25 protein-coding genes are annotated in these 23,072 nt (G+C 53.1%); 19 read left to right on the top strand and 6 right to left on the bottom strand.

The window, feature by feature from the left end; genetic code table 11:
- The first annotated feature begins 31 nt into the window (after positions 1–31).
- From EYZ66_RS12155 to EYZ66_RS12135, 5 genes are all read left to right on the top strand, one after another.
- Positions 32–883 (top strand): MipA/OmpV family protein, encoded by an 852-nt coding sequence (locus tag EYZ66_RS12155; RefSeq protein WP_009575975.1) that lies wholly within the window; start codon positions 32–34, stop codon positions 881–883.
- An 11-nt stretch (positions 884–894) separates the two neighbouring features.
- Complete coding sequence (locus tag EYZ66_RS12150) at positions 895–1,599, top strand: ABC transporter substrate-binding protein (protein WP_009575974.1); 705 nt, start codon at positions 895–897, stop codon at positions 1,597–1,599.
- 9 nt (positions 1,600–1,608) lie between these two features.
- On the top strand, positions 1,609–2,025 hold the full coding sequence (locus EYZ66_RS12145; RefSeq protein ID WP_009575973.1) for a PaaI family thioesterase: 417 nt from the start codon (positions 1,609–1,611) through the stop codon (positions 2,023–2,025).
- Positions 2,026–2,029: 4 nt separating this feature from the next.
- Positions 2,030–2,392: a VanZ family protein gene (locus tag EYZ66_RS12140; protein WP_009575972.1), complete on the top strand. Its 363-nt coding sequence runs from the start codon at positions 2,030–2,032 to the stop codon at positions 2,390–2,392.
- Positions 2,393–2,507: 115 nt separating this feature from the next.
- Positions 2,508–2,921 (top strand): H-NS histone family protein, encoded by a 414-nt coding sequence (locus EYZ66_RS12135; RefSeq protein WP_009575971.1) that lies wholly within the window; start codon positions 2,508–2,510, stop codon positions 2,919–2,921.
- 33 nt (positions 2,922–2,954) lie between these two features.
- Here EYZ66_RS12135 and EYZ66_RS12130 read toward each other — a convergent pair whose 3' ends face one another.
- Positions 2,955–3,563: a PaaI family thioesterase gene (locus EYZ66_RS12130; protein WP_009575970.1), complete on the bottom strand. Its 609-nt coding sequence runs from the start codon at positions 3,561–3,563 to the stop codon at positions 2,955–2,957.
- A gap of 408 nt (positions 3,564–3,971) precedes the next feature.
- Here EYZ66_RS12130 and EYZ66_RS12125 point away from each other — a divergent pair, with 408 nt between their 5' ends.
- Both EYZ66_RS12125 and EYZ66_RS12120 read left to right on the top strand, forming a co-directional pair.
- Positions 3,972–4,478, top strand: coding sequence for a transcription termination/antitermination NusG family protein (locus tag EYZ66_RS12125; protein WP_009577380.1), 507 nt, complete (start codon positions 3,972–3,974; stop codon positions 4,476–4,478).
- 18 nt (positions 4,479–4,496) lie between these two features.
- Entirely contained in the window at positions 4,497–5,912 is a 1,416-nt protein-coding gene (locus EYZ66_RS12120; protein ID WP_009577379.1) for a phosphohexomutase domain-containing protein, read from the top strand.
- Positions 5,913–5,960: 48 nt separating this feature from the next.
- Here EYZ66_RS12120 and asnS read toward each other — a convergent pair whose 3' ends face one another.
- A complete protein-coding gene (gene asnS, locus EYZ66_RS12115) occupies positions 5,961–7,367 on the bottom strand; it encodes an asparagine--tRNA ligase (RefSeq protein WP_009577378.1) in 1,407 nt (468 codons plus the stop codon).
- Between the two features lie 10 nt (positions 7,368–7,377).
- Positions 7,378–7,839 (bottom strand): GAF domain-containing protein, encoded by a 462-nt coding sequence (locus EYZ66_RS12110; protein ID WP_009577377.1) that lies wholly within the window; start codon positions 7,837–7,839, stop codon positions 7,378–7,380.
- Between the two features lie 102 nt (positions 7,840–7,941).
- Here EYZ66_RS12110 and EYZ66_RS14370 point away from each other — a divergent pair, with 102 nt between their 5' ends.
- Complete coding sequence (locus tag EYZ66_RS14370) at positions 7,942–8,073, top strand: hypothetical protein (protein WP_009577376.1); 132 nt, start codon at positions 7,942–7,944, stop codon at positions 8,071–8,073.
- A 2-nt stretch (positions 8,074–8,075) separates the two neighbouring features.
- On the opposite strand, the gene EYZ66_RS12105 is transcribed toward EYZ66_RS14370, so the two are convergent.
- Complete coding sequence (locus EYZ66_RS12105; protein ID WP_160195688.1) at positions 8,076–8,711, bottom strand: phosphoadenosine phosphosulfate reductase domain-containing protein; 636 nt, start codon at positions 8,709–8,711, stop codon at positions 8,076–8,078.
- Positions 8,712–9,082: 371 nt separating this feature from the next.
- Positions 9,083–10,141, bottom strand: coding sequence for a tRNA epoxyqueuosine(34) reductase QueG (gene queG / locus EYZ66_RS12100; RefSeq protein WP_160195687.1), 1,059 nt, complete (start codon positions 10,139–10,141; stop codon positions 9,083–9,085).
- A gap of 67 nt (positions 10,142–10,208) precedes the next feature.
- On the opposite strand from queG, the gene EYZ66_RS12095 reads away from it, so the two are divergent.
- From EYZ66_RS12095 to EYZ66_RS12045, 11 genes are all read left to right on the top strand, one after another.
- Positions 10,209–11,723 carry a bifunctional ADP-dependent NAD(P)H-hydrate dehydratase/NAD(P)H-hydrate epimerase gene (locus tag EYZ66_RS12095; RefSeq protein ID WP_009575745.1) on the top strand — a complete coding sequence of 505 codons (1,515 nt, stop codon included), beginning with the start codon at positions 10,209–10,211 and terminating at the stop codon, positions 11,721–11,723.
- Complete coding sequence (tsaE, locus tag EYZ66_RS12090) at positions 11,716–12,174, top strand: tRNA (adenosine(37)-N6)-threonylcarbamoyltransferase complex ATPase subunit type 1 TsaE (protein ID WP_009575744.1); 459 nt, start codon at positions 11,716–11,718, stop codon at positions 12,172–12,174. The genes EYZ66_RS12095 and tsaE overlap by 8 nt, the downstream gene beginning before the upstream one ends.
- Positions 12,174–13,475: an N-acetylmuramoyl-L-alanine amidase gene (locus EYZ66_RS12085; RefSeq protein ID WP_009575743.1), complete on the top strand. Its 1,302-nt coding sequence runs from the start codon at positions 12,174–12,176 to the stop codon at positions 13,473–13,475. Before tsaE ends, EYZ66_RS12085 begins: the two co-directional genes overlap by 1 nt.
- Positions 13,476–13,478: 3 nt before the next feature.
- Positions 13,479–15,299 carry a DNA mismatch repair endonuclease MutL gene (gene mutL / locus EYZ66_RS12080; RefSeq protein ID WP_009575742.1) on the top strand — a complete coding sequence of 607 codons (1,821 nt, stop codon included), beginning with the start codon at positions 13,479–13,481 and terminating at the stop codon, positions 15,297–15,299.
- A 26-nt stretch (positions 15,300–15,325) separates the two neighbouring features.
- A complete protein-coding gene (gene miaA, locus EYZ66_RS12075) occupies positions 15,326–16,267 on the top strand; it encodes a tRNA (adenosine(37)-N6)-dimethylallyltransferase MiaA (RefSeq protein WP_009575741.1) in 942 nt (313 codons plus the stop codon).
- Positions 16,268–16,434: 167 nt separating this feature from the next.
- The gene (hfq, locus tag EYZ66_RS12070; protein WP_009575740.1) at positions 16,435–16,683 is read left to right on the top strand and encodes an RNA chaperone Hfq; all 249 of its coding nucleotides are present in this window, start codon (positions 16,435–16,437) and stop codon (positions 16,681–16,683) included.
- A 45-nt stretch (positions 16,684–16,728) separates the two neighbouring features.
- Positions 16,729–18,015, top strand: a complete 1,287-nt coding sequence (gene hflX / locus EYZ66_RS12065) for a ribosome rescue GTPase HflX (RefSeq protein ID WP_009575739.1) — start codon at positions 16,729–16,731, stop codon at positions 18,013–18,015.
- Positions 18,016–18,073: 58 nt separating this feature from the next.
- Positions 18,074–19,243 carry an FtsH protease activity modulator HflK gene (gene hflK, locus EYZ66_RS12060; protein ID WP_009575738.1) on the top strand — a complete coding sequence of 390 codons (1,170 nt, stop codon included), beginning with the start codon at positions 18,074–18,076 and terminating at the stop codon, positions 19,241–19,243.
- Between the two features lies 1 nt (position 19,244).
- On the top strand, positions 19,245–20,120 hold the full coding sequence (gene hflC / locus EYZ66_RS12055; RefSeq protein ID WP_009575737.1) for a protease modulator HflC: 876 nt from the start codon (positions 19,245–19,247) through the stop codon (positions 20,118–20,120).
- Between the two features lie 196 nt (positions 20,121–20,316).
- Positions 20,317–21,483, top strand: a complete 1,167-nt coding sequence (locus tag EYZ66_RS12050; protein ID WP_009575736.1) for an ATP phosphoribosyltransferase regulatory subunit — start codon at positions 20,317–20,319, stop codon at positions 21,481–21,483.
- Complete coding sequence (locus EYZ66_RS12045) at positions 21,480–22,772, top strand: adenylosuccinate synthase (protein ID WP_009575735.1); 1,293 nt, start codon at positions 21,480–21,482, stop codon at positions 22,770–22,772. The genes EYZ66_RS12050 and EYZ66_RS12045 overlap by 4 nt, the downstream gene beginning before the upstream one ends.
- A 5-nt stretch (positions 22,773–22,777) precedes the next feature.
- On the opposite strand, the gene EYZ66_RS12040 is transcribed toward EYZ66_RS12045, so the two are convergent.
- Complete coding sequence (locus EYZ66_RS12040) at positions 22,778–23,062, bottom strand: GNAT family N-acetyltransferase (protein ID WP_009575734.1); 285 nt, start codon at positions 23,060–23,062, stop codon at positions 22,778–22,780.
- Positions 23,063–23,072 lie beyond the last annotated feature (10 nt).

Here is a 23,072-nt window from a genome sequence, read left to right as displayed (position 1 = left end):
AGCACTGTTCAGTATTTATTCGAGGGTAGTTATGCTGATTTTACGTACAATTATCGCGGTGGTATTTGGCGGCCTATTGGCTGCGAATGCCCCGGCCGATGACGCATCCACTGCGGATTCACCTGACTACCCAGGTTGGAAAGAGCTGTGGAGTGACCTCACGTTAGGTGTAGGTATTGCCGCTGTCGACTATCCGCACTACCCAGGCTCGCCTCAAAGTGACACCTTAGTCGCGCCCTTGCCCTACCTAGAGTACGAGGGTGATTGGCTGAGTATAGACCGCGACGGCATTCAGGCCTCGCTCTTTAAAAGTGATCGCGCCAAGCTCGATATCAGCGTTAGTGGCTCGCTGCCCGTCAATAATGACGACGATATTCTCCGAGAGGGTATGAACGACTTGGAACTCATTTTAGAGGTGGGTCCAGAGTTAGAACTTAAATTAGCCCAGTGGGGTAATAACACCCTCGAGTTACACCTGCCGCTTCGCGCCGCATTGGAGCTCGATCCGTCTAATGGTATCGAACCGGTGGGCTGGGTATTCGACCCTCGTGTGCACTACGAGTGGCGTACGCAGAGCACAGAGTTTGAGATCGACTTAGGCGCCTACACTGCCGACCAAGAATACAATCAGTTGCTTTATGGTGTGTCGCAACCGTTTGCGACCCTAGCGCGTCCCCAGTATCGAGCGAAAAGCGGTTTGGTTGGCTACCGTTTGTCCTCGACGATTCAATACGATGTTGGCGCTTGGTCTTTTCTGGCCTACGCACGCTACATGGATTTAGGGTCTGCGAAAAATACCGACAGCCCTTTATTTGTCGATGACAGTTATGTCTTATTTGGTGTCGGTGCGATATGGCGTTTTAAATACGCCGACTCTGATTAGCGCAGCACCTGATGATGCGTTTGTTGCCGCCAGCTGCGCTTGCCGTCGCATTACTTGTGCTACCCGCATTTGCTTCCAGCTCAATAGATGTTGAGGAGGCTCTGGTGGGTCGCACCGAAGCCGAGTTTAATCGCCTATGGAACAAAACGCTCGAGCTGGCTTTGGTGAGTTCTGTAAACAAAGATTTGGCCTGGGCGACTCAGATAGAACGCGATGTGGCGGGGCCATTTTTAGCGTTTTGGGCTTTGGATGATCTGCTGTCACTATTGCTGGGAACCCACAATGAAGCACTCAAAGAACCCTTGCGGTCACAGCTAGTCAATGCGGTTGGGGTAACGCTAACCCGCTATGTGTTCGAGGCTTTACTGGATTACGACGTTAATCAAAAAACCATAAAAGATCTTGAAATGCATTTAACGCAAGAAGCGCCCAATATTAATGCAAAAGTAAAAGGGCCGTTGGGTGTCACTGTCGCGTTACGATACATAGTATTAATACGTGATGATCAAGTATTTATTCGCGACATGGAAGTCGCTAATATTCGCTACAGCAATTGGAAAAAAAGTTTTTATCACAAGTATGCGAAAAAAGGCGATTGGCTGGGTTTGATTTTGGCCTTGAATGAAAAAAACCATCGATTTTTTCGTCAGTTTTGTGAGGGCGGCAGCAATAAAGCAATGATGCCGAGTTATATTAAAACTGCCTGCGTGAATTAAGGAATTATTTTGCCTTCAACCTTATCTGCAAATCAGCTCCAAGATTTTTTAAATACGGAATTCCCTGGGTTTAAAAGCCGTATTGTAAGTGCCTCGCACAATCACTGTGAGCTTATTCGTTTGGTTGGCGATTCAGATTTGCGTCCTGGTGGGACTGTCTCTGGGCCTACCATGATGGAGCTTGCCGATACCGCACTGTACGTGGCGGTACTGGCAACAATAGGTCTTGTTCCTCTTGCTGTGACGACGAATCTCACCATAAATTTCTTGCGCAAGCCCGCCGCTAACAGAGATTTAAGGGCTGTGTGCGATCTACACAAGGTGGGTAAAACGCAGGCTGTGGGCAGTGTGGCGATTTACAGCCAAGGCGATGACGACATGGTGGCACATGGCGTCGGTACTTACGCTATTCCACCCAATCGGTAGGTCCATGAAAACACCCGTATTCCCCTTCGTGTCGCTAAGCCATTTACGCATTCTATTTTGGGTGGCCTTGGCCGGTCTGTTGACCTTGGCGTTACTACCATCCAACATGGTCCAAGATGTGATGTTATTCTCTGATAAAGTGATGCATGCACTGGCATTTTTTGTGCTGGCAACTCTGGGTTATTGGTCTTACCCCAAACATATTCTGTACGTCATTGGGGGATTGCTTATTTATGGTGCTTTTATCGAGTTCTTTCAGGCATTAACCGAGACTCGAGCACCTGAATGGGGCGATTGGTTGGCCGATAGTCTGGGTATTATCACGGCGTTATTTTTGGTTAGGCTGCGACGAAGTTTATTTCAATAAAATAGTCGGTGTTGAAAAGACGCTTTGATTAATTTAATCAAAGCTCACCATTTCTTTACCAAAAATTCATTTTTATTTACACTCCGTTAAATAAATAAGTTAATGGAGATATCCCGTGGCCAAAGCGTCTGCCTTTGATATTTACGTAAAATCTAAAGCCAAAGCAAAAGCCGAAGCAAAACGTTTGGCGCTGCACGAAGTTGATAAATTAATTGGGATATTACAAAGCGTAAAATCCGAGCTTGAACAGAAAGAAGCGGAAAAAGCCGAAAAAGAAAAACAGGCGAATATTGAGCGCATTCAAGCCTTACTGGCGCAGTCGGGGCTTACCCCCGAAGATTTGAGTCCCAGTCCAAAGCGCGGCGGAAAAAAAGCAAAATCCAAAGCACGCGGTGCAGTAGCGCCAAAATACCGTTTGGTTGTGAATGGGGAAGAATACCTTTGGACGGGTCGCGGTCGCACCCCGAAAGTTTTTCAAGAGTATTTTGACGCTGGCAATTCACGCGAGAGTTGCGAAATTTCTAATTAAACCTATGATGGGCGCGTCGAGTGCGCGCCCGTACTAGCGAAAGCTTTGTTGAATAAATAAGGCTTCACACTTTGTCACTAATTGCCCCTCGCAATAACAGCGGCCGCTCATGTAGATCTTTTTATCGGCCACAGAATCAATCGTGGCTTCGAAGCGCAACGGTGTATTAATTGGGGTGGGCTTCATGAAGTCGACCGTTAAACTCGCAGTCGGGCCGCCGGTTTTATTAAATATTCCCGCAAACGCCAATAACTGATCGTAGATTGCCGCAATCCAAGAGCCGTGCACCCAGCCAGGGCCGCCTTCGTAGACCTTATTCAAGGTGACCGTTCCTACAAGAGTGTTGCCCACCATGCTTAATTCAACGGGTGGGGCAACAGGGTGGTACCGTCCGGTGATGGGGCTCATGGGCAGGGGTGAATTTAAATCGTCCCCCCACTCCAAAGCAAAATGCTCTAACGCTTTGTTGCCCGTCATGGGCGCCATAGCGTCGCTGAGCGCCTTGACTTGATCGGCGATAGCGTCGAGTTCGTCGGCAGTACCATTGAGTGTAGTCATGTGCTCGAGCACAAGCCGAAGCTCTTGCGCAACGTGCTGTAAGGCTTGACGTTGCTCGCTGGTGAAGTTTGGGTTTTCTTTCACGCCTGTGTCCTTTCGGTGGAAGTGGCACAGAGTATCAGCATGTCCATGAGTGTGCGACGTTGGCGCTTCCTCCATTTGGGGGTAGCTCTGCTGTTGGGCTGTTGGTCGGAGCACTGTAACCGGGCCTAGCCCTACAGGTTCCTTCTCGAGCCTGCGGTCGACTGGCTTTCACGCGCTGTTGCTGTGAACACCAGCGTGCTGGCAACACCTGCATTACCGGGAATGCAATCAGCGAAATATCGCTCCCATTGCCACTCAAAGAAACCTCTAGCGCTCTCCCTCGTATCGAGGTTGTCCGACGGTTTGTGCTGTGATGTGCACGAGATTACAAAACGGACATTTTCAAAATGTCCGATGTCGTGTAAATCGCGTACAATAGCGTCGTTTTCTAAGACAAGGCCTAATCGCGTGACCTGGTTAGTGGTGCAAACAAAACCCAAGCAAGAAGATGCCGCTGAGCTTAATCTTTCGCGCCAAGGCTATCGCGTGTTTTTGCCTAAGCTGCAACAGCGCAAGCGCGTTCGAGGTAAGTGGCAATTGGTCGTGTCGCCTTTGTTCCCCCGATATCTGTTTATTGATGTCGACTATGGCACCGATGACTTAGCACCGGTAAGGTCGACCGTGGGCATCTTTAACTTGGTGCGTTTTGGTCAAGATATCATCCCTGTTCCCGATGAGGTCGTCGAGTTTCTTCAGGTGCAGCAGGACCCAACCCTAGGCGCTAAAAACGAATCGGATTGGCCCCACAAAAAAGGCGATAAAGTCGAGATCTTGCAAGGGCCCTTTGCGGGTCTGGCTGGGGTGTTTGACATGAGTAAAGACGAAGAGCGCGCTTATTTATTCATTGAGTTGCTGGGCCGTGCCTCGCGCATTGTGGTCGAGCGCTCAATGATTGGCGATACCATTCAAATGTAAACTCGTGCGGAGTTCTGCGTGACACAAACAACTTTACAGTTAACCCAGTCTAAAGACGTTAAGTTCGGTACCAGCGGTGTGCGCGGGTTAGTCAGCGATTTAACAGATGAGGTGGTTTACGGGTTTGCTTACGCGTTTTTGACGGCTGTGGTGGATAAACCGAGCACTGTGGTGCTGGGGCATGACTTGCGTGATTCAAGCCCGAGCATTGCTAGCGCCTGCGCGAAAGCGGCTGAAGATTTAGGTGTCGATGTCGATTACGTAGGTGCCTTGCCAACGCCTGCGATCGCTTATTACGCGGGTGTTTCGGGCTTTCCTGCCATCGTGGTCACGGGCTCGCATATTCCCTTCGATCGTAACGGAATAAAGTTTTATACGGCGAGTGGCGAAATCACCAAAGCGGATGAGCAAGCCATTAATCATGCCCCCGTCACTTTGCCAGCGAGGTTGAGCACTGAGTTGCCACTCGCGAATACGGCCGCGTACGACGCTTACTGTCAGCGCTACGTAGATTGTTATGCTGGGTGTTTAGACGGCCGCACAGTCGCGATCTATCAACACTCCAGTGTCGGACGCGATTTGTTTGCTGACCTTTTTCAGCGTTTGGGTGCCAGCGTTCTGGCTTTGGGGCGCACCGACCAATTTGTGCCGATTGATACCGAGGCGGTCAGTCGCGAAGATCATGAGCGCGCCAAAGTCTGGGCCAGTGAATACGACTTCGATGTCTTATTCTCTACCGATGGTGATGCCGACCGCCCCTTGATAGGTGACGCGAAGGGGCAGTGGTTGCGAGGTGATCGTCTGGGCGTTTTGTGTGCCAAAGCTCTCGGTGCGGATGCTGTGGTAACACCGGTGAGCTCAAATTCTGTGGTCAGTGAAAGCGGTGCTTTTGATCGAGTCGAAAGGACAAAAATTGGATCACCCTATGTGATTGAGGGTATGCAAGCGCTTACATCAGGCTATCAGTCGGTGGTGGGTTATGAGGCAAACGGCGGATTTTTAACGGCATCTGCCATCAAAATCGATGGCAAGGACTTGGCGCCTCTGGCAACGCGTGATGCGGTGTTGCCGCTGCTGGCGGTGATGCGCGAGTGCCGTGAAAAAGCCTGCTCGGTTGCCGACTTGGATGCTCAATTGCCCGCTATTTTTACGGCGAGCGATCGCGTGAAGGGGGTGGTGCCCGAGCGCGGGCAAGCCTTTATCGACTTAATGGCAAGACTACCGTTTGAGTTGGCAGAGACTTTGAGCTTGGGTGAGCTGATCGCAACGGACTTGACGGATGGTTGTCGCCTGACCTTTGAAGATAACGTGATCGTGCATTTTCGCCAGTCAGGTAATGCGCCCGAACTGCGGTGCTACTCGGAAGCGAGGTCGGTTGAACGCGCCGCAGAGGTCAACGCTCAAGCCCTGGCTTTTGCGGTTGGTCAGTTGTAGCGAGGTCACCAATCAGGGCGCTGGTGACCCGCAGGGTTTAGGCCGCTCTTAGAAGTGCGCGTTGCCGGGTGTTCGAGGGAAGGGGATGGCGTCGCGCACGTTCTCCATGCCGGTAATGTAGTTCAGCAAACGCTCAAAACCCAACCCGAAGCCAGCGTGTGGCACCGTGCCGTAGCGGCGTAAATCTCGGTACCACCACAAGTGTTCTCGCATCGTCTCGTCCATGCGCGAGTCCAGCACATCGAGGCGCTCTTCGCGCTGGCTACCGCCGATGATTTCGCCAATGCCGGGTGCTAAGACATCCATCGCTGCCACGGTTTTTTCGTCATCGTTCAAACGCATATAAAAGGCTTTAATATCTTTGGGATAGTTCATCACAACGACGGGGCGCCCTACGTGTTTTTCCGCTAGATAGCGTTCGTGCTCGGACGCCATATCAATGCCCCAGCTGACGGGGAACTCGAATTTCTGGCCGCAGTTTTCCAATATGTTTATGGCGTCGGTGTAATCGATGCGCTCGAAGGGTTGCTCGATAACATTGGTCAGTCGCTCGAGCACCGTGGTGTCGATGCGCTGGTTAAAGAAGGCCATGTCGTCTTCGCGTTCGTTCATCACGCGAGTGAATACGTGCTTTAACAGTGCTTCGGCTAGGTCGGCGTTGTCGGCTAAGTTAGCAAAAGCCACTTCGGGTTCGATCATCCAAAACTCGGCTAGGTGGCGGCTGGTGTTAGAGTTCTCGGCTCTGAACGTCGGACCAAAGGTATAGACTTTGGACATGGCTAAGCAGTACGACTCGACCTCGAGCTGCCCTGACACGGTTAAAAAGGCTTCTTGCTCGAAAAAGTCCTGTTTGTAGTCGACCTGACCCTGCGCATTCTTAGGGGTGTTGACCATATCCAAGGTGCTTACGCGGAACAACTCGCCTGCGCCTTCGCAGTCGCTGCCCGTAATAATGGGCGTGTTGATCCAGTGAAACCCATGATCAAAGAAAAACTGATGAATCGCGTTGGCGAGCGTGGTGCGTACCCGAGTGATGGCGCCAAAGGTATTGGTGCGGGGGCGCAAATGCGCTTGGGTGCGCAGGTATTCGAAGGTGTGGCGTTTTTTGGCAATGGGGTAGCCTTCGGGATCGTCTACGTCGCCAACAACGATGACCTGCGTTGCCTGTATTTCCAGCGCTTGGCCTTTGCCTTCGGACTGCACCAAAGTGCCGCAGACGTCCACCGCGCATCCAGTGGATAACTTTTTAACCTCAGATTCGTAGTTGTCGAGCTCGGCAGGTACGACGGCCTGGATGGTGTCGAAGCACGAGCCATCGTGAATCGCTAAAAAGGAGATGCCCGCTTTGGAATCGCGCTTGCTGCGCAGCCAACCCTGAACTCGGACGATAGTCCCTACCTGGTCGTCTGCTGCAAGAAGTGACTTAACGGCTTGAGGTGAAGTTGAAGAACTCATGGTTTAATCCTTAAATATTCGCGTACTGGTGCGCACACCAAATCGATAATAAATCCGATACCAATGTTACGGTTTGGCTGTCAAAGCGGTTTGCAATGGGGCTGTCTAGATCAAGCACGCCCAGTAAGCTGTTGTTGACGATCACGGGTAACACGAGCTCAGATCGAGAGTCGGCATCGCAGGCAATATGGCCCGGGAATGCGTGCACATCCGCCACGATTTGGGGTTCTTGGGTTGCCGCAGCGGTTCCACAGACGCCGCGTCCAAGGGGAATGCGCACGCAGGCGGGTTTGCCTTGAAAGGCACCCAGGACAAGCTCGTTGTCTTGCAACCAATAAAAACCGACCCAGTTTAGATCGGGCAGACTGTGATACAGCAACGAGCCAAAGTTGGCACTGTTGGCGGTGACATCGTATTCTTGATCAAGCAGGCCCCGAAGAGCGAGCTTAAGGTCATCTTGAGCGGTAAACATGGCTCCTCACTGCGGCTTTGATTTAGGTCAAAGCAGTAAAATCAATGATGGGGCATTTTACGCCATGTGCATGGAATTAAAATCAATAAAAAGGGAAATCTTATGGCTAATCACATGACCCAAGACGATCAAACGCAAGACGCGAAAGACATGAAATCGCTGTTTAAAATGGTCGCGGGCTTTTTCTTGTTCACTATCGCCCTAGGGATCACTGTCGGCGCGATAATGGGCTAAGGCTAAGCGGCGGTGTGCAGTCCGCACTCGCGGCCGTTCAAGACTTTCGTTGGATCAAAATAGTGTTTGCATGAGGGAATGGCGTGTTCTCTCATGTAGTGGTGTATTTGCTGTTCGGTCCAATAAAACACGGGCGCGATTTTTAGGATGCCTCGCGCATCCACAGAAACGATATCCAATGACTTGCGGTGATCGGTCTCTTCGCGTCGGATTCCGCTAATCCACACTTTGGGCTTGTGCTCTGCAAGTGCTCGCTCGAAAGGCTCGAGTTTGACTTCGCGCGTAAACGCTGCATGGCGTTCCGCCTCGTCTAGGGTCGGTATGCCGCCGCGAATCGCATTGCGGCGCTCTGCGGTCATCGCTGGGCTGTACACGTGCAGGTTCAAGCGTAATTGTTGCGTTAAGGTATCAGCCACTCGATAGGTATCGGCGACGTTATAGCCGGAGTCGACCCACACGATCGGCAATTTGGGCGTGGTCTGCGCGATCATATGCAGCAGTGCGCCCGCATTAACGCCAAAGCTGGTAGACGCAATGGTGGAGCTGCCCAAGCCAACGGCCCAGCGAATCACGTCTGTTGGCGCTGCGTTGCGCAAACGATGATTGGCTTCCTCGATTTCTTGTTGGCTTAAGATCATGGCAAGGTCCCACATGATGTGATGCGGTGCAGGATACGAATAGGCACGGCGTCTGTGAAATACTGTTTGTGTCTATGCTTATGCAACTGTAGGTGAACCACGGAACCACGGAACCACGGAACCACGGAACCACGGAACCACGGAAACTTCTACGTAGCATCAAATATCACGCACCCACTAAGTGAGGGAGAGCGCTAGAGGTTTCTTTGAGTGCCAATGGGAGCGATATTTCGCTGATGGTCGTCACAGCGATGCGGGTGTTGCTGGCATTGTGGTGTTCGAGACAACGGCGTGTGCGAGCCAGTCGACCGCAGGCTCGAGAGGGAACCTGTAGGGCTAGGCCCGGTTACAGTGCTCTGTGTGACTCGCGATTACACATCAACGTTATGTTGCTCCAGCGCCCAAACAACATGCTCCTGCACTAACTCGCTGGGAAACGACAAACGTAATTTCAGTGCCTCAATAACGGGAATGGTGCTAGGGGCATTGCCCAAAGCCACTGCGATGTTGCGCAACCAGCGTTCATAGCCGATGCGTCGCAGTGCTGAGCCCTCGGTGCGATCGAGGTAGGTGTGCTCATCCCACAAAAATAGCTCGACCAAATCGATATTGTCTAAGCTGTGGCGTGGCTTAAAGTCCGACTCTTGGGTGGGTTTGGCGAATTTATTCCATGGGCAAAACAGTTGGCAATCGTCGCAGCCAAAAATTCGGTTGCCGATTTTCGAGCGAAGCGCGGTATCAATACTGCCTTTGTGCTCGATGGTTAGATACGAAATGCATTTACGAGCGTCTAACTCAAAGGGGCCGACAAAGGCTTGTGTTGGGCAAATGTCTAAGCAGGCAGTGCACGACCCGCAGTGCTTCTCGGTTTTTGGGGCCGATACCGGTAGCGGCAGGTCGGTGTAGATTTCGCCTAGAAAGAACCACGAGCCGGCCTTGTCGTTGATGAGCATGGTGTTTTTGCCAATCCAACCCAGTCCCGCCTGTTCAGCAATCGCACGCTCCAATACCGGCGCGCTGTCTACGAAGGCTCGATGGTGTCCACCCGCGGCATCCTGCAGGCGTTTGGCCAGTGTCGCTAAGCGTTTGCGCACCAGTTTGTGATAATCGCGACCCAAGGTGTAGCGGGCGATGTAGCCTTTATTGGGCTCTTCCAATACGTCAAGAGCATGGGTGTTCTCGGGTAGGTAATCCATGCGGAGGGATATGACGCGCAGAGTGCCCGGTTCGAGCAACTCTGGACGCCAGCGCTTCTCGCCGTGTGCGGCCATAAAGTTCATGGTGCCGTGATAGCCCTTATCGAGCCAGCGCTGCAGGTAATTGGGGTGTTCCTTGAGGTCGATGTCGCTAATACCCATGGCGGCAAAGCCCAAGTCGTGAGCCCAGGTTTGGAGTTGTTCGCTAAGCGAATGTAAATTGAGGTCGGTCACGGGATTGGGTTTATGCTTAAGGCATGCCTATAATGCTGGCAGAGTAACGGATAAAGTTTTTTTTTGCATGTCGAAAGCCCCCTCAAGTTATTTTGCGCGCGAGTCGGCCTTGTATTTGGCGGCGCAAACGCGCGCCATTGATGCCAGTGCGATCGCTAGCGGGGTCAGCGGTTTTACGTTGATGTCGCGCGCTGCTCGCGTTGTGTATGAGCTTGTATCCGAATCGTTTGAGCCGAACCTTCCCCTGTTTGTGGTTTGTGGTGGTGGGAACAACGGTGGCGATGGGCTGCTCGTGGCATGGCTGGCCAAAAATCGCGGGCGAGAAGTGCAGGTGTGCCTCAGCAGGTCGCCCGAGGCGCTCACAGGCGATGCGGCCAGGGCTTATGCCTTGTGCCTTGAAGTCGGCATAGAATTTGTCGATCTGCCCGATACACCGTTCGACCAGGACTGGCTTATTGTCGATGCCCTCTTGGGCACGGGCTTGAATCGCGACGTGCAGGGCGACGCTTTGCGCGCGATTGCTTGGATGAATGCGAGCGCGGCGCCTGTTGTTGCCGTGGATGTGCCATCGGGTTTGTGTAGCGATACCGGCCGCGAACTCGGCGAGGCGGTCAAAGCCGATATCACGGTGACCTTTATTGCTTTGAAATTCGGATTGTTTACCGGTAATGGGCCCGATTGCGCCGGCTTTTTGCACTACTCGGATTTAGAGGTTCCCGACCCAGTCTTTGCGGCGCATTCGCCGGTTGCTGAGCGCCTTAATCTTCCTGCGTTGCTGGCAAACTTGGCACCCCGCCAAGCGAATTCCCACAAGGGTCTTTATGGGCATGTGTTAGTGGTTGGGGGGGATTACGGTTTTGGTGGCGCTGTAGCAATGGCCGCGGAGGCGGCCTTGAGTTGTGGCGCGGGCTTGGTGTCTGTGGCAACACGCGCGGAGCATGTCTCGGCCGTGTTGGCTCGAACTCCAGAGGTCATGGTTCACGCCGTCGCGAACCGTCACGAGTTGGATAACTTGCTTGCTGGGATGTCGGTCGTAGTGATTGGGCCGGGTCTAGGTCAAAGCCCTTGGTCCGAGCAGTTATTGCAAGTGGTGTTAGAGCGCGATCAACCCTTAGTGGTGGATGCTGATGCGCTGAATATTTTGGTGACAAAGCAATGGCTGGGACGCTTGGCAGCGCGAACGGCGCCGGTGGTGGTAACTCCGCACCCCGGCGAGGCCGCCAGAATGCTGGGGCAGACAACTGCGCAGGTACAGAGTGACAGATTGGCTGCGAGCCGCGCGTTACAGGCACTTATTGATGGTGTCGTCGTGCTCAAAGGTGCTGGTAGTCTGGTGAGTTCTCACCGAGGTGTCGGCTTGAGTGACTTCGGTAATGCTGGCATGGCGTCTGGCGGTATGGGCGATGTGTTAAGTGGGGTCCTGGGTGCGTTGCTGGCACAGATCCCCGATGCGGTGTTTGCGACCGAGCTCGGTGTTTGTTTGCATGGTGATGCGGCCGATCTGGCTGCCGCTAAATTCGGTTTGCGCGGGTTGAGAGCGACTCAGTTAATGCCTTATTTACAGGAGCGCTTGGGTGGTTAATCTGGTTCGAGAACTTCAGAGCGAAGAAGCCTTGCTAGATTTTGGTCAAGCATTGGCTGCCTGCTTGAAGCCCGGCCTCATGATTGAATTACGCGGTGAACTGGGTGCCGGTAAAACGACGCTGAGCCGCGCCATTATTCAGTTTTTAGGGCACAAGGGCGCGGTCAAAAGCCCGACCTATACCTTGGTTGAGCCTTACGAGCACATTCAGCCACCGGTGTATCATTTTGATCTGTATCGTATTGCTGACCCCGATGAACTGCATTACTTGGGAGTAGAAACTTACTTTAATGAACACAGCATTTGCCTGGTTGAGTGGCCTGAGCGGGCGGCTGATCTGCTGCCCAAGGCCGATATCGTCATTACCCTTGAGCACGCAATGTTAGGTCGAACGATTGCTGTCACAGCATGCTCTAGCAAAGGGTGGGCGGTCATGGAGTGCCTGTCGTAATGGTTCTGCGTTGGCGTCTTGGTCTTGTCGTGCTGTGTTTGCTTTTATCGGAGAGCGCGCTGTCGGCAAAAATCGAGGAGCTACGTTTGTGGCGAGCGCCCGATCATACGCGCTTGGTGTTTGATTTGTCGGAGCCTGCAGATCACACTCTGCTCGAACTTAAGAATCCGGATCGGCTGGTCATCGACATTAAAAAGGCTGAGTGGGGATCGACACCTGACCTCGAGCTTGACGGCACGCCAATCAAGGGCGTGAGGACGGCGGTTCGTAACGATCGTGATATTCGTGTGGTTTTAGATTTAAAAAGCCAAGTCAAGCCGCGCAGTTTTGCCTTGAAGGCAACAGATACCAAAAAAGATCGATTAGTTATTGATTTGGTCGATCCCGCGGCGCCACCAAAAGTGGTTGCGAGAAAGGTCGATAACTCTGAGAAGCGCGACATTATCGTCGCTATCGATGCCGGTCACGGGGGGGAAGACCCGGGCGCGATTGGCCCCGGTAAAATTCAAGAAAAAAAGGTTGTCTTAGCTATTGCGGCTGAACTGCGTCAATTATTTGAGGATGCCAAAGGTTACCAGCCGGTCATGATTCGGACCGGTGATTATTACGTGTCCTTGTCGGGGCGACGAAAGTTGGCGCGAGACGCGCAAGCCGATGTGTTTATTTCGATTCATGCCGATGCATTTACGAACCCTCAGGCGAATGGCGCGTCGGTTTATGCGTTGTCTTTGCGCGGTGCCTCGAGTACTGCGGCGCGTTATTTGGCGCAACGCGAGAACGCCGCTGACTTGGTCGGTGGTGTGACCTTGTCGGATAAAGACGATGTGCTTGCCAGTGTGCTGACCGACTTATCGATGACTTCGACCTTAGATCGCAGTTTGCAAATGGGTTCCAGCGTTCTGGCCGAAATGGGTAATGTGGCGCGCTTGCATAAAGACCACGTCGAGCAAGCGGCGTTTGCCGTACTTAAGTCACCCGATATTCCATCGATACTGGTCGAAACGGGGTTTATTTCGAACCCAACTGAGGCGCGACGGTTAAACAACAGTGCTTATCGCCGTAAAATGGCGAATGCCATATTTGCGGGAGTGAGTGACCACTTTTACGCTCAGCCACCGCCTGGCACGTATGTGGCCTGGTCCAAGGAGCAGGGCCAGCAAACCTACACGATCGCGCGCGGTGATACCCTGTCGGGTATTGCGCAAAAATTTAAGGTGTCGGTGGAGTCATTGCGCTCACACAACAATATTAACGGGTCGCGAATTTTGGTTGGCCAAACGCTCGTTATTCCGAGAAGTTAAGCTATGGCCCGCATTCACAGTTTAAGTCCCCAATTGGCCAACCAAATAGCGGCCGGTGAGGTGGTTGAGCGACCGGCCTCGGTCGTAAAAGAGGTGGTAGAAAACAGTTTAGATGCGGGGGCGACGCGCATTGATATTGAGGTCGAGGGTGGCGGTGTTAAGCGTATTCGTGTCCGCGACAACGGGCAAGGTATCGAGAGCGATGACCTGCCGTTAGCCTTGGCTCGCCACGCGACCTCTAAAATCGTATCGTTGGATGACCTAGAGGCGGTATCGAGCCTGGGTTTTCGTGGCGAGGCGCTGGCCAGTATTGCCTCGGTTTCGAGGCTGGCACTGAGTACGAATGCATCGTCGGACGCAAGCGCTGGTGTGCTGGCTGAGTCGGAAGGCCGCGATCAAGTGGTCGCAGTGCGACCGACGCCGCATCCGCAAGGGACCACGGTCGATGTGCGGGACCTATTTTTTAACACTCCCGCGCGCCGCAAGTTTTTGCGCACCGAAAAAACCGAATTTAACCATCTAGAAGAGGTTGTCAAACGATTGGCACTGGCGCGGTTTGATGTGGCGTTTAGTCTGTCGCATAACGGTCGTGTGGTGTTGAATTTACCGGTCGCTGACTCCACCGCGGCGCAGCAAAGGCGTGTGGCGACCATTTGCGGTCCCGCTTTTATCGACCAGGTAGTGCACATTGACAGTGAGCGCAGTGGCTTGGGTTTGAGTGGCTGGGTCGGCTTGCCGACCTTTTCACGATCGCAGGCCGATCTGCAGTATTTTTTTGTGAACGGCCGTGTCATTCGCGACAAGCTGGTGGCTCATGCCATTAAACAGGCTTACCGCGACGTGCTGTATCACGGCCGCCATCCCGCCTTTGTATTGTACTTGACTATTAACCCAGCCTTGGTGGATGTCAATGTGCATCCAACCAAGCACGAGGTGCGCTTTAGAGACAGCAGAGAAGTGCATAACTTTTTGTTTTCGACCTTGCATCGGGCCTTGGCAGATGTGCGTCCGGCCGATCAGTTGGTAAGCTCCGAGCGCTTTCAGCCTCTGGCGGAGGGCGGTCACTTGGATACCCACACGGGTGAGGTGAGTCAAGGCGCCTTGAGTTGGGGCGGAATGTCGCATCGGCCAGATGTTGGTTCATCGAATAGGCCAAGTCCATTGGCGGTGCAGTCACAGATGAGCAGTTACGGGCGCCTGCACCCAGTGCCCTTGCCCGAGCAGTCGTCTGAGGAGGAGGCCCCGCCACTCGGTTATGCCTTGGCCCAGCTACAGGGTATTTACATCTTGTCGGAGAACGCTCAGGGTTTGGTGTTGGTCGATATGCACGCTGCTCATGAGCGCATTACCTACGAGCGTCTTAAAGAAGCCGATGCTTCTGAGGGGGTGCGCTCACAGCCCCTGTTGGTGCCACAAGCGATCGCGGTTAGCCAAAAAGAGGTTGAGTTGGCTCGCGAACACGAAGCTGTGTTTGTGGGTTTGGGTTTGCAGTTAGAGCCCGCGAGTGAAGAGTCTTTGTTAATTCGCTCGGTTCCTACCTTGCTGCGATCCGCCGACATGGAGCAACTGGTACGCGATGTGCTGTCGGATTTGGCGGAGTACGGTCAATCTGACCGCATTGCTGCCGAGCGCGAGGCGATTCTGTCAACCATGGCCTGCCATGGATCCGTGCGAGCTAATCGGAGTTTGACGATACCAGAGATGAACGCCTTGCTGCGCGACATTGAGGCAACTGAGCGTGCCGGGCAGTGCAACCATGGGCGCCCAACCTGGACGCAGTTAAGCTTGACCGAGCTCGATAAACTGTTCTTGCGGGGTCGTTAGTGACCCAGCCTTCGGTGATTTGCCTCATGGGCCCGACCGCGTCCGGTAAGACCGATCTGGCGATAGATCTAGTCGAGGCTGTAAACGGCGAGCTCATCAGTGTGGATTCTGCCCTGGTCTATCGAGGTTTGGATATAGGCTCGGCAAAACCCGATTATCCGCATCACCTCATCGATATTCGCGACCCATCGGAACCTTACAATGTCGCCGATTTTGTCAGAGACGCGGATAGAGCGGTAGCCGATATCATTGCCCGAGGGCGTACTCCCATTCTTGTGGGTGGCACCATGCTGTACTTTAAGGCTTTTCTAGAGGGCCTGTCGCCCATGCCAGAGAGTGAGCCAAATATGCGTGCAGCGATCGAAACGGAGGCGGACTTGCTGGGATGGCCTGCCTTACATGCCCAGCTCGAGGCTGTCGATCCCATCACTGCGGCCAATATTCACCCGAATCATTCCAGCCGTATCACGCGTGCTCTAGAAGTGTACCGATTAAGTGGAACCCCTTTGTCGCAGTGGCAGCAGCAAAGCCAAGAGCGCGTTGCGCCAACTCAGCAGTATTGTGTGAGTCAGTTTGCGCTTGCACCGTTTGATCGTGCTGTGCTTCATGAGCGTATCGAGCGCCGATTTGAGCTGATGTTAGACCAGGGCTTTATTGAAGAAGTTAAAGCTTTGCGAGCGCGTGGCGATTTGCACGCCGATTTGCCTGCGATTCGCGCCGTCGGTTATCGCCAAGTGTGGCAGTACTTGGGCGGTGAATTTGACTTGCAAGCGTGTATTGATCGGGGTGTTGCGGCAACTCGACAGCTGGCAAAGCGACAACTCACCTGGTTGCGCAAGTGGCCCAATCTTTTTTGGATTTACACTGATGCGCACGGGAACTTGGTTGAGCATTTTGAGTCTGAAGTGACAATGGGTGCAAAAAAACCATCAGATCTGATCTTGAATTGTCTGAAATTGCCCCAATAGAGTAAACTAAGCGACAGGTCCACAACCTCGCGATGGCGTTCGAACCAAGTCAGAGTTACCTGCGTATGTATTACGAAGTGGTAATTTGACTTGGTTCGGGCAGAGCCTAATATCCCCATGTGGGAACATTTTATGACGAGCCGTTTTGGCTCACCAAGGAGAAAAATATGTCAAAAGGGCATACGCTACAAGACCCTTACTTGAACCTGCTAAGAAAAGAGCGCGTCCCAGTCTCTATTTATCTGGTTAACGGCATTAAGCTGCAGGGTCAAATCGAATCGTTTGATCAATTCGTTGTATTGCTTAAAAACACTGTGTCGCAAATGGTGTATAAGCATGCAATATCTACCGTTGTTCCCGGTCGCATGGTGCGCATGCCCATGGCGAATCCTGGCGAGGAAGAAGCCGAAGATTAGTCTTGGCTGAGGCGTATGGGAATACCCCAGGAGTGCTGACAACCAGTGTTCTTTGAGCGTCCAGAGTCGGGCGAGCGCGCTGTGCTCGTCCACTTGCACCTAGACAGCGAAGTTAACCGCGAAGACCCAAGGGAATTCGAGGAGCTTGTCTTATCTGCGGGTGGTGATCCTGTTGAATTCGTATTTGGCTCACGAGCTACGCCGCACGCCGGTACCTTCGTGGGTAGCGGTAAGCTAGAAGAAATTCGCCAAATCAAGGAGCGCCACGAGGCCGAGATCGTGATGTTCAACCACGCGCTGACCCCGTCTCAGGAACGTAACCTTGAGCGGGTGTTGCAATGCCGTGTGCTGGACCGCACCGGACTTATTCTTGATATTTTTGCGCAGCGCGCACGAACGCACGAAGGCAAGCTTCAGGTCGAGCTCGCGCAGCTGCAGCACATGAGTACTCGTCTTGTCCGAGGTTGGACTCACTTAGAGCGTCAAAAAGGCGGCATCGGTCTGCGTGGTCCCGGTGAGACCCAGTTAGAAACGGACCGACGTTTATTGCGTGCCCGCATTAAATCCATTCTGGCGCGACTCGACAAAGTGCAGCGACAGCGTGATCAGGGGCGCCGCTCTCGCAAGCGCGCTGAGATTCCGACAGTGTCTCTGGTGGGTTACACCAACGCCGGCAAAAGCACGCTGTTTAATCACCTCACCGATGCCGATGTGTATGCCGCTGACCAGTTGTTCGCAACGTTAGACCCTACGCTTCGACAGCTTGAGCTGGACGCGATCGGTCAGGTTATTTTGGCCGATACTGTGGGTTTTATTGCGCACTTGCCCCACAAGTTGGTCGATGCCTTTAACGCGACATTAGAAGAAACCTTAAACGCGGAACTTCTTTGCATTGTGGTTGATGCGGCCAGTGATCAGCGCGATGACAACTTGCATCAAGTCCTTGATGTACTGGCTGAAATAGGCGCCGATAAAATTCCAAGGCTTTATGTCTACAATAAGTTGGATTTGCTTGAACAAGAGCCTCGAATAGAACGCGACGCGGATGGGGTGCCAGAGCGAGTCTGGTTGAGTGCCAAGACAGGCGCGGGATTGGACCTTTTGCTTGAGGCAGTTGCCGAGCGTCTGGGCGACGATATGCTCAACGCAACGATTTCACTTAAGCCCGAGCAAGGCCGTTTGCGCGCATCGCTGTATCGAATGAATGCGGTCATGCAAGAAGCAACCGATGAACGTGGGTGCTCGCAGCTAAACGTCCGATTACCGCGCTCAGACTGGAATCGTTTAATTGCCAAAGAAACGGGATCGGTCGAGCTGATTCAAAGTGCGTAAACGGGTTTTTGCGTAAAAGTTTGCTAAACTAACACTGAACTAACTACGGGAGTACGTTATGGCGTGGAACGAGCCGGGCGGCGGTAACAATCGGCCCAATGATCCATGGGGTAGTGGCGGCAATCAGGGGCCACCAGATTTAGACGAAGCCCTGAAAAAAGTCCAAGACAAAATCAACGCTATTTTTGGGGGCGGCTCAGGCGGTCGCTCAGGTGGTCCAAGCAAAGGAGCGTCATCAGCATTTTTTGGTGTCGTCGCTGCCGCTGCTCTTGTTATCTGGGGTGTTATGGGTTTTTACCAGATCGACGAGCAGGAGCGTGCGGTCGTGCTGCGCTTTGGTGAGTACCACAGTACAGTGACGCCGGGTTTGCAGTGGAACCCACCGCTCATTGACGAAGTAATAAAGCTGAACGTCACCAAGGTGCGTGCGCAAAGCTTTCGTGAGGTGATGCTGACCAAAGACGAAAACATTGTTGATGTGAATATGTCGGTGCAGTACGTGATTAACAACCCGGAGCATTTCGTTCTTAAGGTGCGCGATCCTGAGGTTTCATTGCAGCACGCGACGCAGAGCGCCCTGCGCCACGTGGTGGGTGACAACAAAATGGATTTGGTGTTGACCGAAGGTCGTGCAGCGATCGCGCTCGAGGTACAGCAGCGCGTGCAAAATCTCTTGGACAACTACCAAACCGGTATTCAAGTATCTAAGGTCACGGTCGACAATGCTCAGCCGCCCTCGCAGGTTCAAGCGGCTTTTGACGATGTCATTAAAGCACGCGAGGACGAAGAGCGGGTGAAAAACGAAGCGCAAGCCTACGCTAACGGTATTATCCCAGAAGCGCGTGGTCAGGCGCAGCGCCAAATCGAAGAGGCTAACGCTTACCTAGAGCAGGTGGTCGCAAATGCAGAAGGTGAGGCCAATCGATTCACCAAGCTATTGGCTGAGTATCGCAAGGCACCCGAGGTCACGCGCGAACGTTTGTACTTGGACGCTATCACCTCGGTTTATGGCCAGTCGAGTAAAGTGATGGTCGACGTAGAGGGCGGTAATAACATGATGTACCTGCCGCTCGATAAACTGATGGAGCGAACCGGGGCGAGTAGCGCTGTGAATGGCTCTGGGGCTGTCGACTCGCGTACGCTCCGACAAATTACCGATGCGGTGACGGAGCAGCTCCGTCGAGATGCGTCAAGCAGCCGCACGACTACTAACCGAGGAGGCCGTTAAGATGTCAACGAAATCGTTGGTTTGGAGCGTACTTACTGCGCTCGTTTTGATGATACTCAACAACACCTTGTACGTGATTAAAGAAACGGAAAAAGGTGTGCTGCTGCGATTTGGTGAAGTGGTTAACCCCGATATTCAACCGGGGCTTCACGTCAAATTCCCGTTTGTAAACAACGTGCGTAAATTCGATGGTCGAGTCTTGACGGTTGATGCTCAGGCGGAGCGTTTTTTAACGCAAGAGAAAAAGGCTCTGGTCGTTGATTCGTTCGCTAAATTTCGCGTGATTGACACAGCGCGGTTTTATACCGCGACTAACGGCGAAGTGCAGCGCGCGATGGGTCTGCTGGCCCAGCGTATCAACGACGGTCTCAGGAACGAGGTCGGTATTCGTACCATTCAAGAAGTGGTATCGGGTGAACGCGACCAGCTGATGCGCAACATTACGCTGGATCTCAACAAAGTGGCCGCAGCGGAGCTTGGCGTCGAAGTTGTGGATGTGCGGGTCAAAAAGATCGACTTGCCACCCGATGTTTCCGACTCTGTGTACCGCCGTATGAATGCTGAGCGTGAAAAAGAAGCCCGTGAGCACCGTTCACAGGGTCAGGAGCTCGCCGAAGGTATTCGCGCGGCAGCTGATCGTGAGGTGACGGTCATACTGTCCGAAGCTTATCGTGATGCGGAAACCATTCGCGGTACCGGAGACGCCGAGGCGACGCGTATCTACGCCGAGGCTTTTGGTAGCGATCAGGAGTTTTACTCCTTTACTCGAAGCCTGCGAGCTTACCAGGACTCATTTCAGGGTTCCGGTGATATTTTGCTGCTCAAGCCTGACAGCGACTTCTTCAAATATCTGAAGAATCCAGAGGGTCAGCAGTAGAGCGAGTCTAACCATTAAAGGGGCGTAACAGCGCCCCTTTTGTGGGCTGTAAATGGTGGTAACCCGCGCAGAAACTGGTAAACTATACCAGCCGTGGTAAGTGGTGCCCTCACGGGGTTCTCGCTGCCGCGGTTTTTTGTTGTTCACGACGTCCATTTTTTAGTTGGGCATGCAAGCAAACTGAGATCGAATCTGAGTGAAGTACTGGCAGTTACCGCAAGCGGTTGAAGAAGTGTTGCCCGAACAGGCCAGCGCCTTAGAGGCACTGCGTCGCGAGCTGCTTGATCTTTACAAACACTGGGGCTACGAGCTCGTGTTTCCGCCCTTAATCGAATACAGCGAGTCCTTGCTGACGGGTTTGGGTGCTGATCTCGATTTGTTGACGTTCAAGCTTACCGACCAGCTGACCGGCAGAACGTTGGGTATTCGCGCGGATATTACGCCTCAGGTTGCGCGCATTGATGCCCACTCGTACTTAAAGCGCGGCGTCTCGCGTTTGTGTTATGCCGGCACGACCTTGCATACCCGCCCCAAGTCTCTCATGGCATCGCGCTGCCCTATTCAGGTCGGAGCGGAACTTTACGGCGACAGTAGCGAGCAAGCCGATATCGAAATTATTCGATTGTTGATCGAAACCTTGAGAACGTCGGGCGTGGGTGCCTTGACCTTAGATATTGGTCACGTGGGTGTCTACCAAGCGGTCTTTGCCGCGGCTGACATCGACCAGGACGATACGGATATTTTTGATGCGCTGCAGCGAAAGTCAGCGCCAGATTTAGCGGTCGCCCTGCAGGATAAGCCAGCGCAAACACGAGAATGGCTAACCGCCCTAATGAACATGCACGGTGATATCGACACCCTAGATCGAGCACGACAAACGTTCGGTAGTAGCGTGCCCGCTGTGAGTCAAGCGATTGATCAAATCGAAACGGTCATCAAGGCCTTGTCTGCGGTGGCTCACGACATTGATTGGTATGTGGATTTGGCGGAATTGCGCGGGTTGAATTATCACACGGGGCTCGTATTTGCTGCGTACGCCAAGGGCGCAGGGCAAGCTCTGGCCAACGGCGGTCGCTACGATTCGGTTGGGCAAATTTATGGGCGCGCGCGCGCCGCCACGGGGTTTGCGGTCGATTTAAAGACGCTATTAGCTCAAGGTCGTTACAAAGCAAATTCACAAGGCGCCATCAGTGTGCCGGCAATTATGGATACAAAACTCGAGTCTCTGATAAACGATTTGCGCGCAAGTGGGCAGATTGTTATTCGGGCTTTACTGAACGAGCACGATGAGCGCTGCGATCGCGAAATTGTGTTGATCGATGATGTCTGGACCGTGCGTCCAATAGGTAAAACAAACGTATGAACAAACACGTAGTGGTACTTGGCACTCAATGGGGTGACGAAGGTAAGGGAAAAATTGTCGATCTGTTGACCGATCAGGCTGAGGTCGTAGTGCGATTTCAGGGTGGCCACAATGCTGGCCACACACTGGTCATTAATGGTGAGAAAACCGTACTGCATTTGATTCCATCGGGTATTCTGCGTGACCACGTACAGTGTTTGATCGGAAACGGTGTTGTGCTGGCGCCCGATGCTTTGTTGACCGAAATGCGCAAGTTGGAAGCGACCGGTGTGCCAGTGCGAGATCGCTTGAAGTTATCGGCTGCATGCCCGCTGATCTTGCCTTACCACGTGTCGTTAGACAAAGCGCGGGAGTTAAAACGCGGAGACGCCAAAATTGGTACCACCGGGCGTGGTATAGGTCCTGCCTACGAGGATAAAGTCGCTCGTCGCGGCCTGCGTTTGGGAGATTTGAACAGCCCTAAACGCTTTGAGGAACGTCTGCGTGAAGTACTGGATTATCATAACTTTGTGTTAACCCAGTATTACCAAGCCGAGGCAGTTGATGTGCTGTCTTGCTTCGATGAAGCCATGGCCATGGGTGAAGAATTGCTGCCTATGACGACGGACGTTACCGCTGCGTTGCAAGCCTATCGTGCAGCCGGCGCTAAAATATTATTCGAGGGTGCGCAGGGTTCACTGCTCGATATCGATCACGGTACCTACCCCTTTGTGACCAGTTCGAATACGACGGCCGGTGGCACGGCAACGGGATCCGGTTTTGGTCCCCTTTACTTGGATTATGTGCTGGGAATTACCAAAGCGTACACCACTCGGGTCGGTGGTGGTCCGTTCCCGACGGAGCTGTTCGATGCCACGGGCGCGCGTTTGGCCGAACGCGGCCACGAATTTGGCGCTACAACAGGGCGCCCCCGGCGCTGCGGTTGGTTTGATGCTGTGGCCTTGCGCCAAGCCGTCAATATCAACTCGGTATCGGGCTTGTGCCTAACCAAGCTCGATGTGCTCGATGGTTTAGAAACGATCCGAATTTGTGTCGCTTACGAAGATGCCAATGGCAATGCCATGGCTGCGCCCGTCGATGCCGAGGATTACGCAAACGTGGTGCCCGTCTACGAAGAGGTGCCGGGATGGACGGAATCTACCATCGGCGTAAAAACTTTAGAAGAGCTGCCGTCCGCCGCTCGTCATTACATCGAGCGGATCGAGTCTACGGTAGGTGCGCCGATCGACGTGATATCCACCGGTCCGGATCGAGTCGAGACCATCGTATTGCGCCATCCTTTCGCTTAGGCGGACTAGGTGCCAAATAACTTGGCACCTAAAGGCGATATCGGGGGTAGGGGGTAAGGCTTGCAGCTTGTGAGCTGTTCAACTTCTTGCAGGAGTCGTTTGGCGATACCTTGCCGGCGATACAGCCCCCTCACGAAGATGTACTCGATTCCACCATCGTTTTGGTAGCGAACAAACCCGGCCGTTGAATCGAGTGTCTTGTAGGTCACAACGCCTTCAATGCGCGTGACGTCGACAATAAAACTGGGTAACTGATCTGTGTTCTTTATTGCAAGGGCAGCGTGTACCATCAGCCAAAGC

The sequence above is a fragment of the Aequoribacter fuscus genome, from assembly GCF_009910365.1.
Lineage (GTDB): Bacteria > Pseudomonadota > Gammaproteobacteria > Pseudomonadales > Halieaceae > Aequoribacter > Aequoribacter fuscus.
Note: the sequence above shows the minus strand (reverse complement) of the source record. Positions and strands in the feature narration are given on the sequence as shown.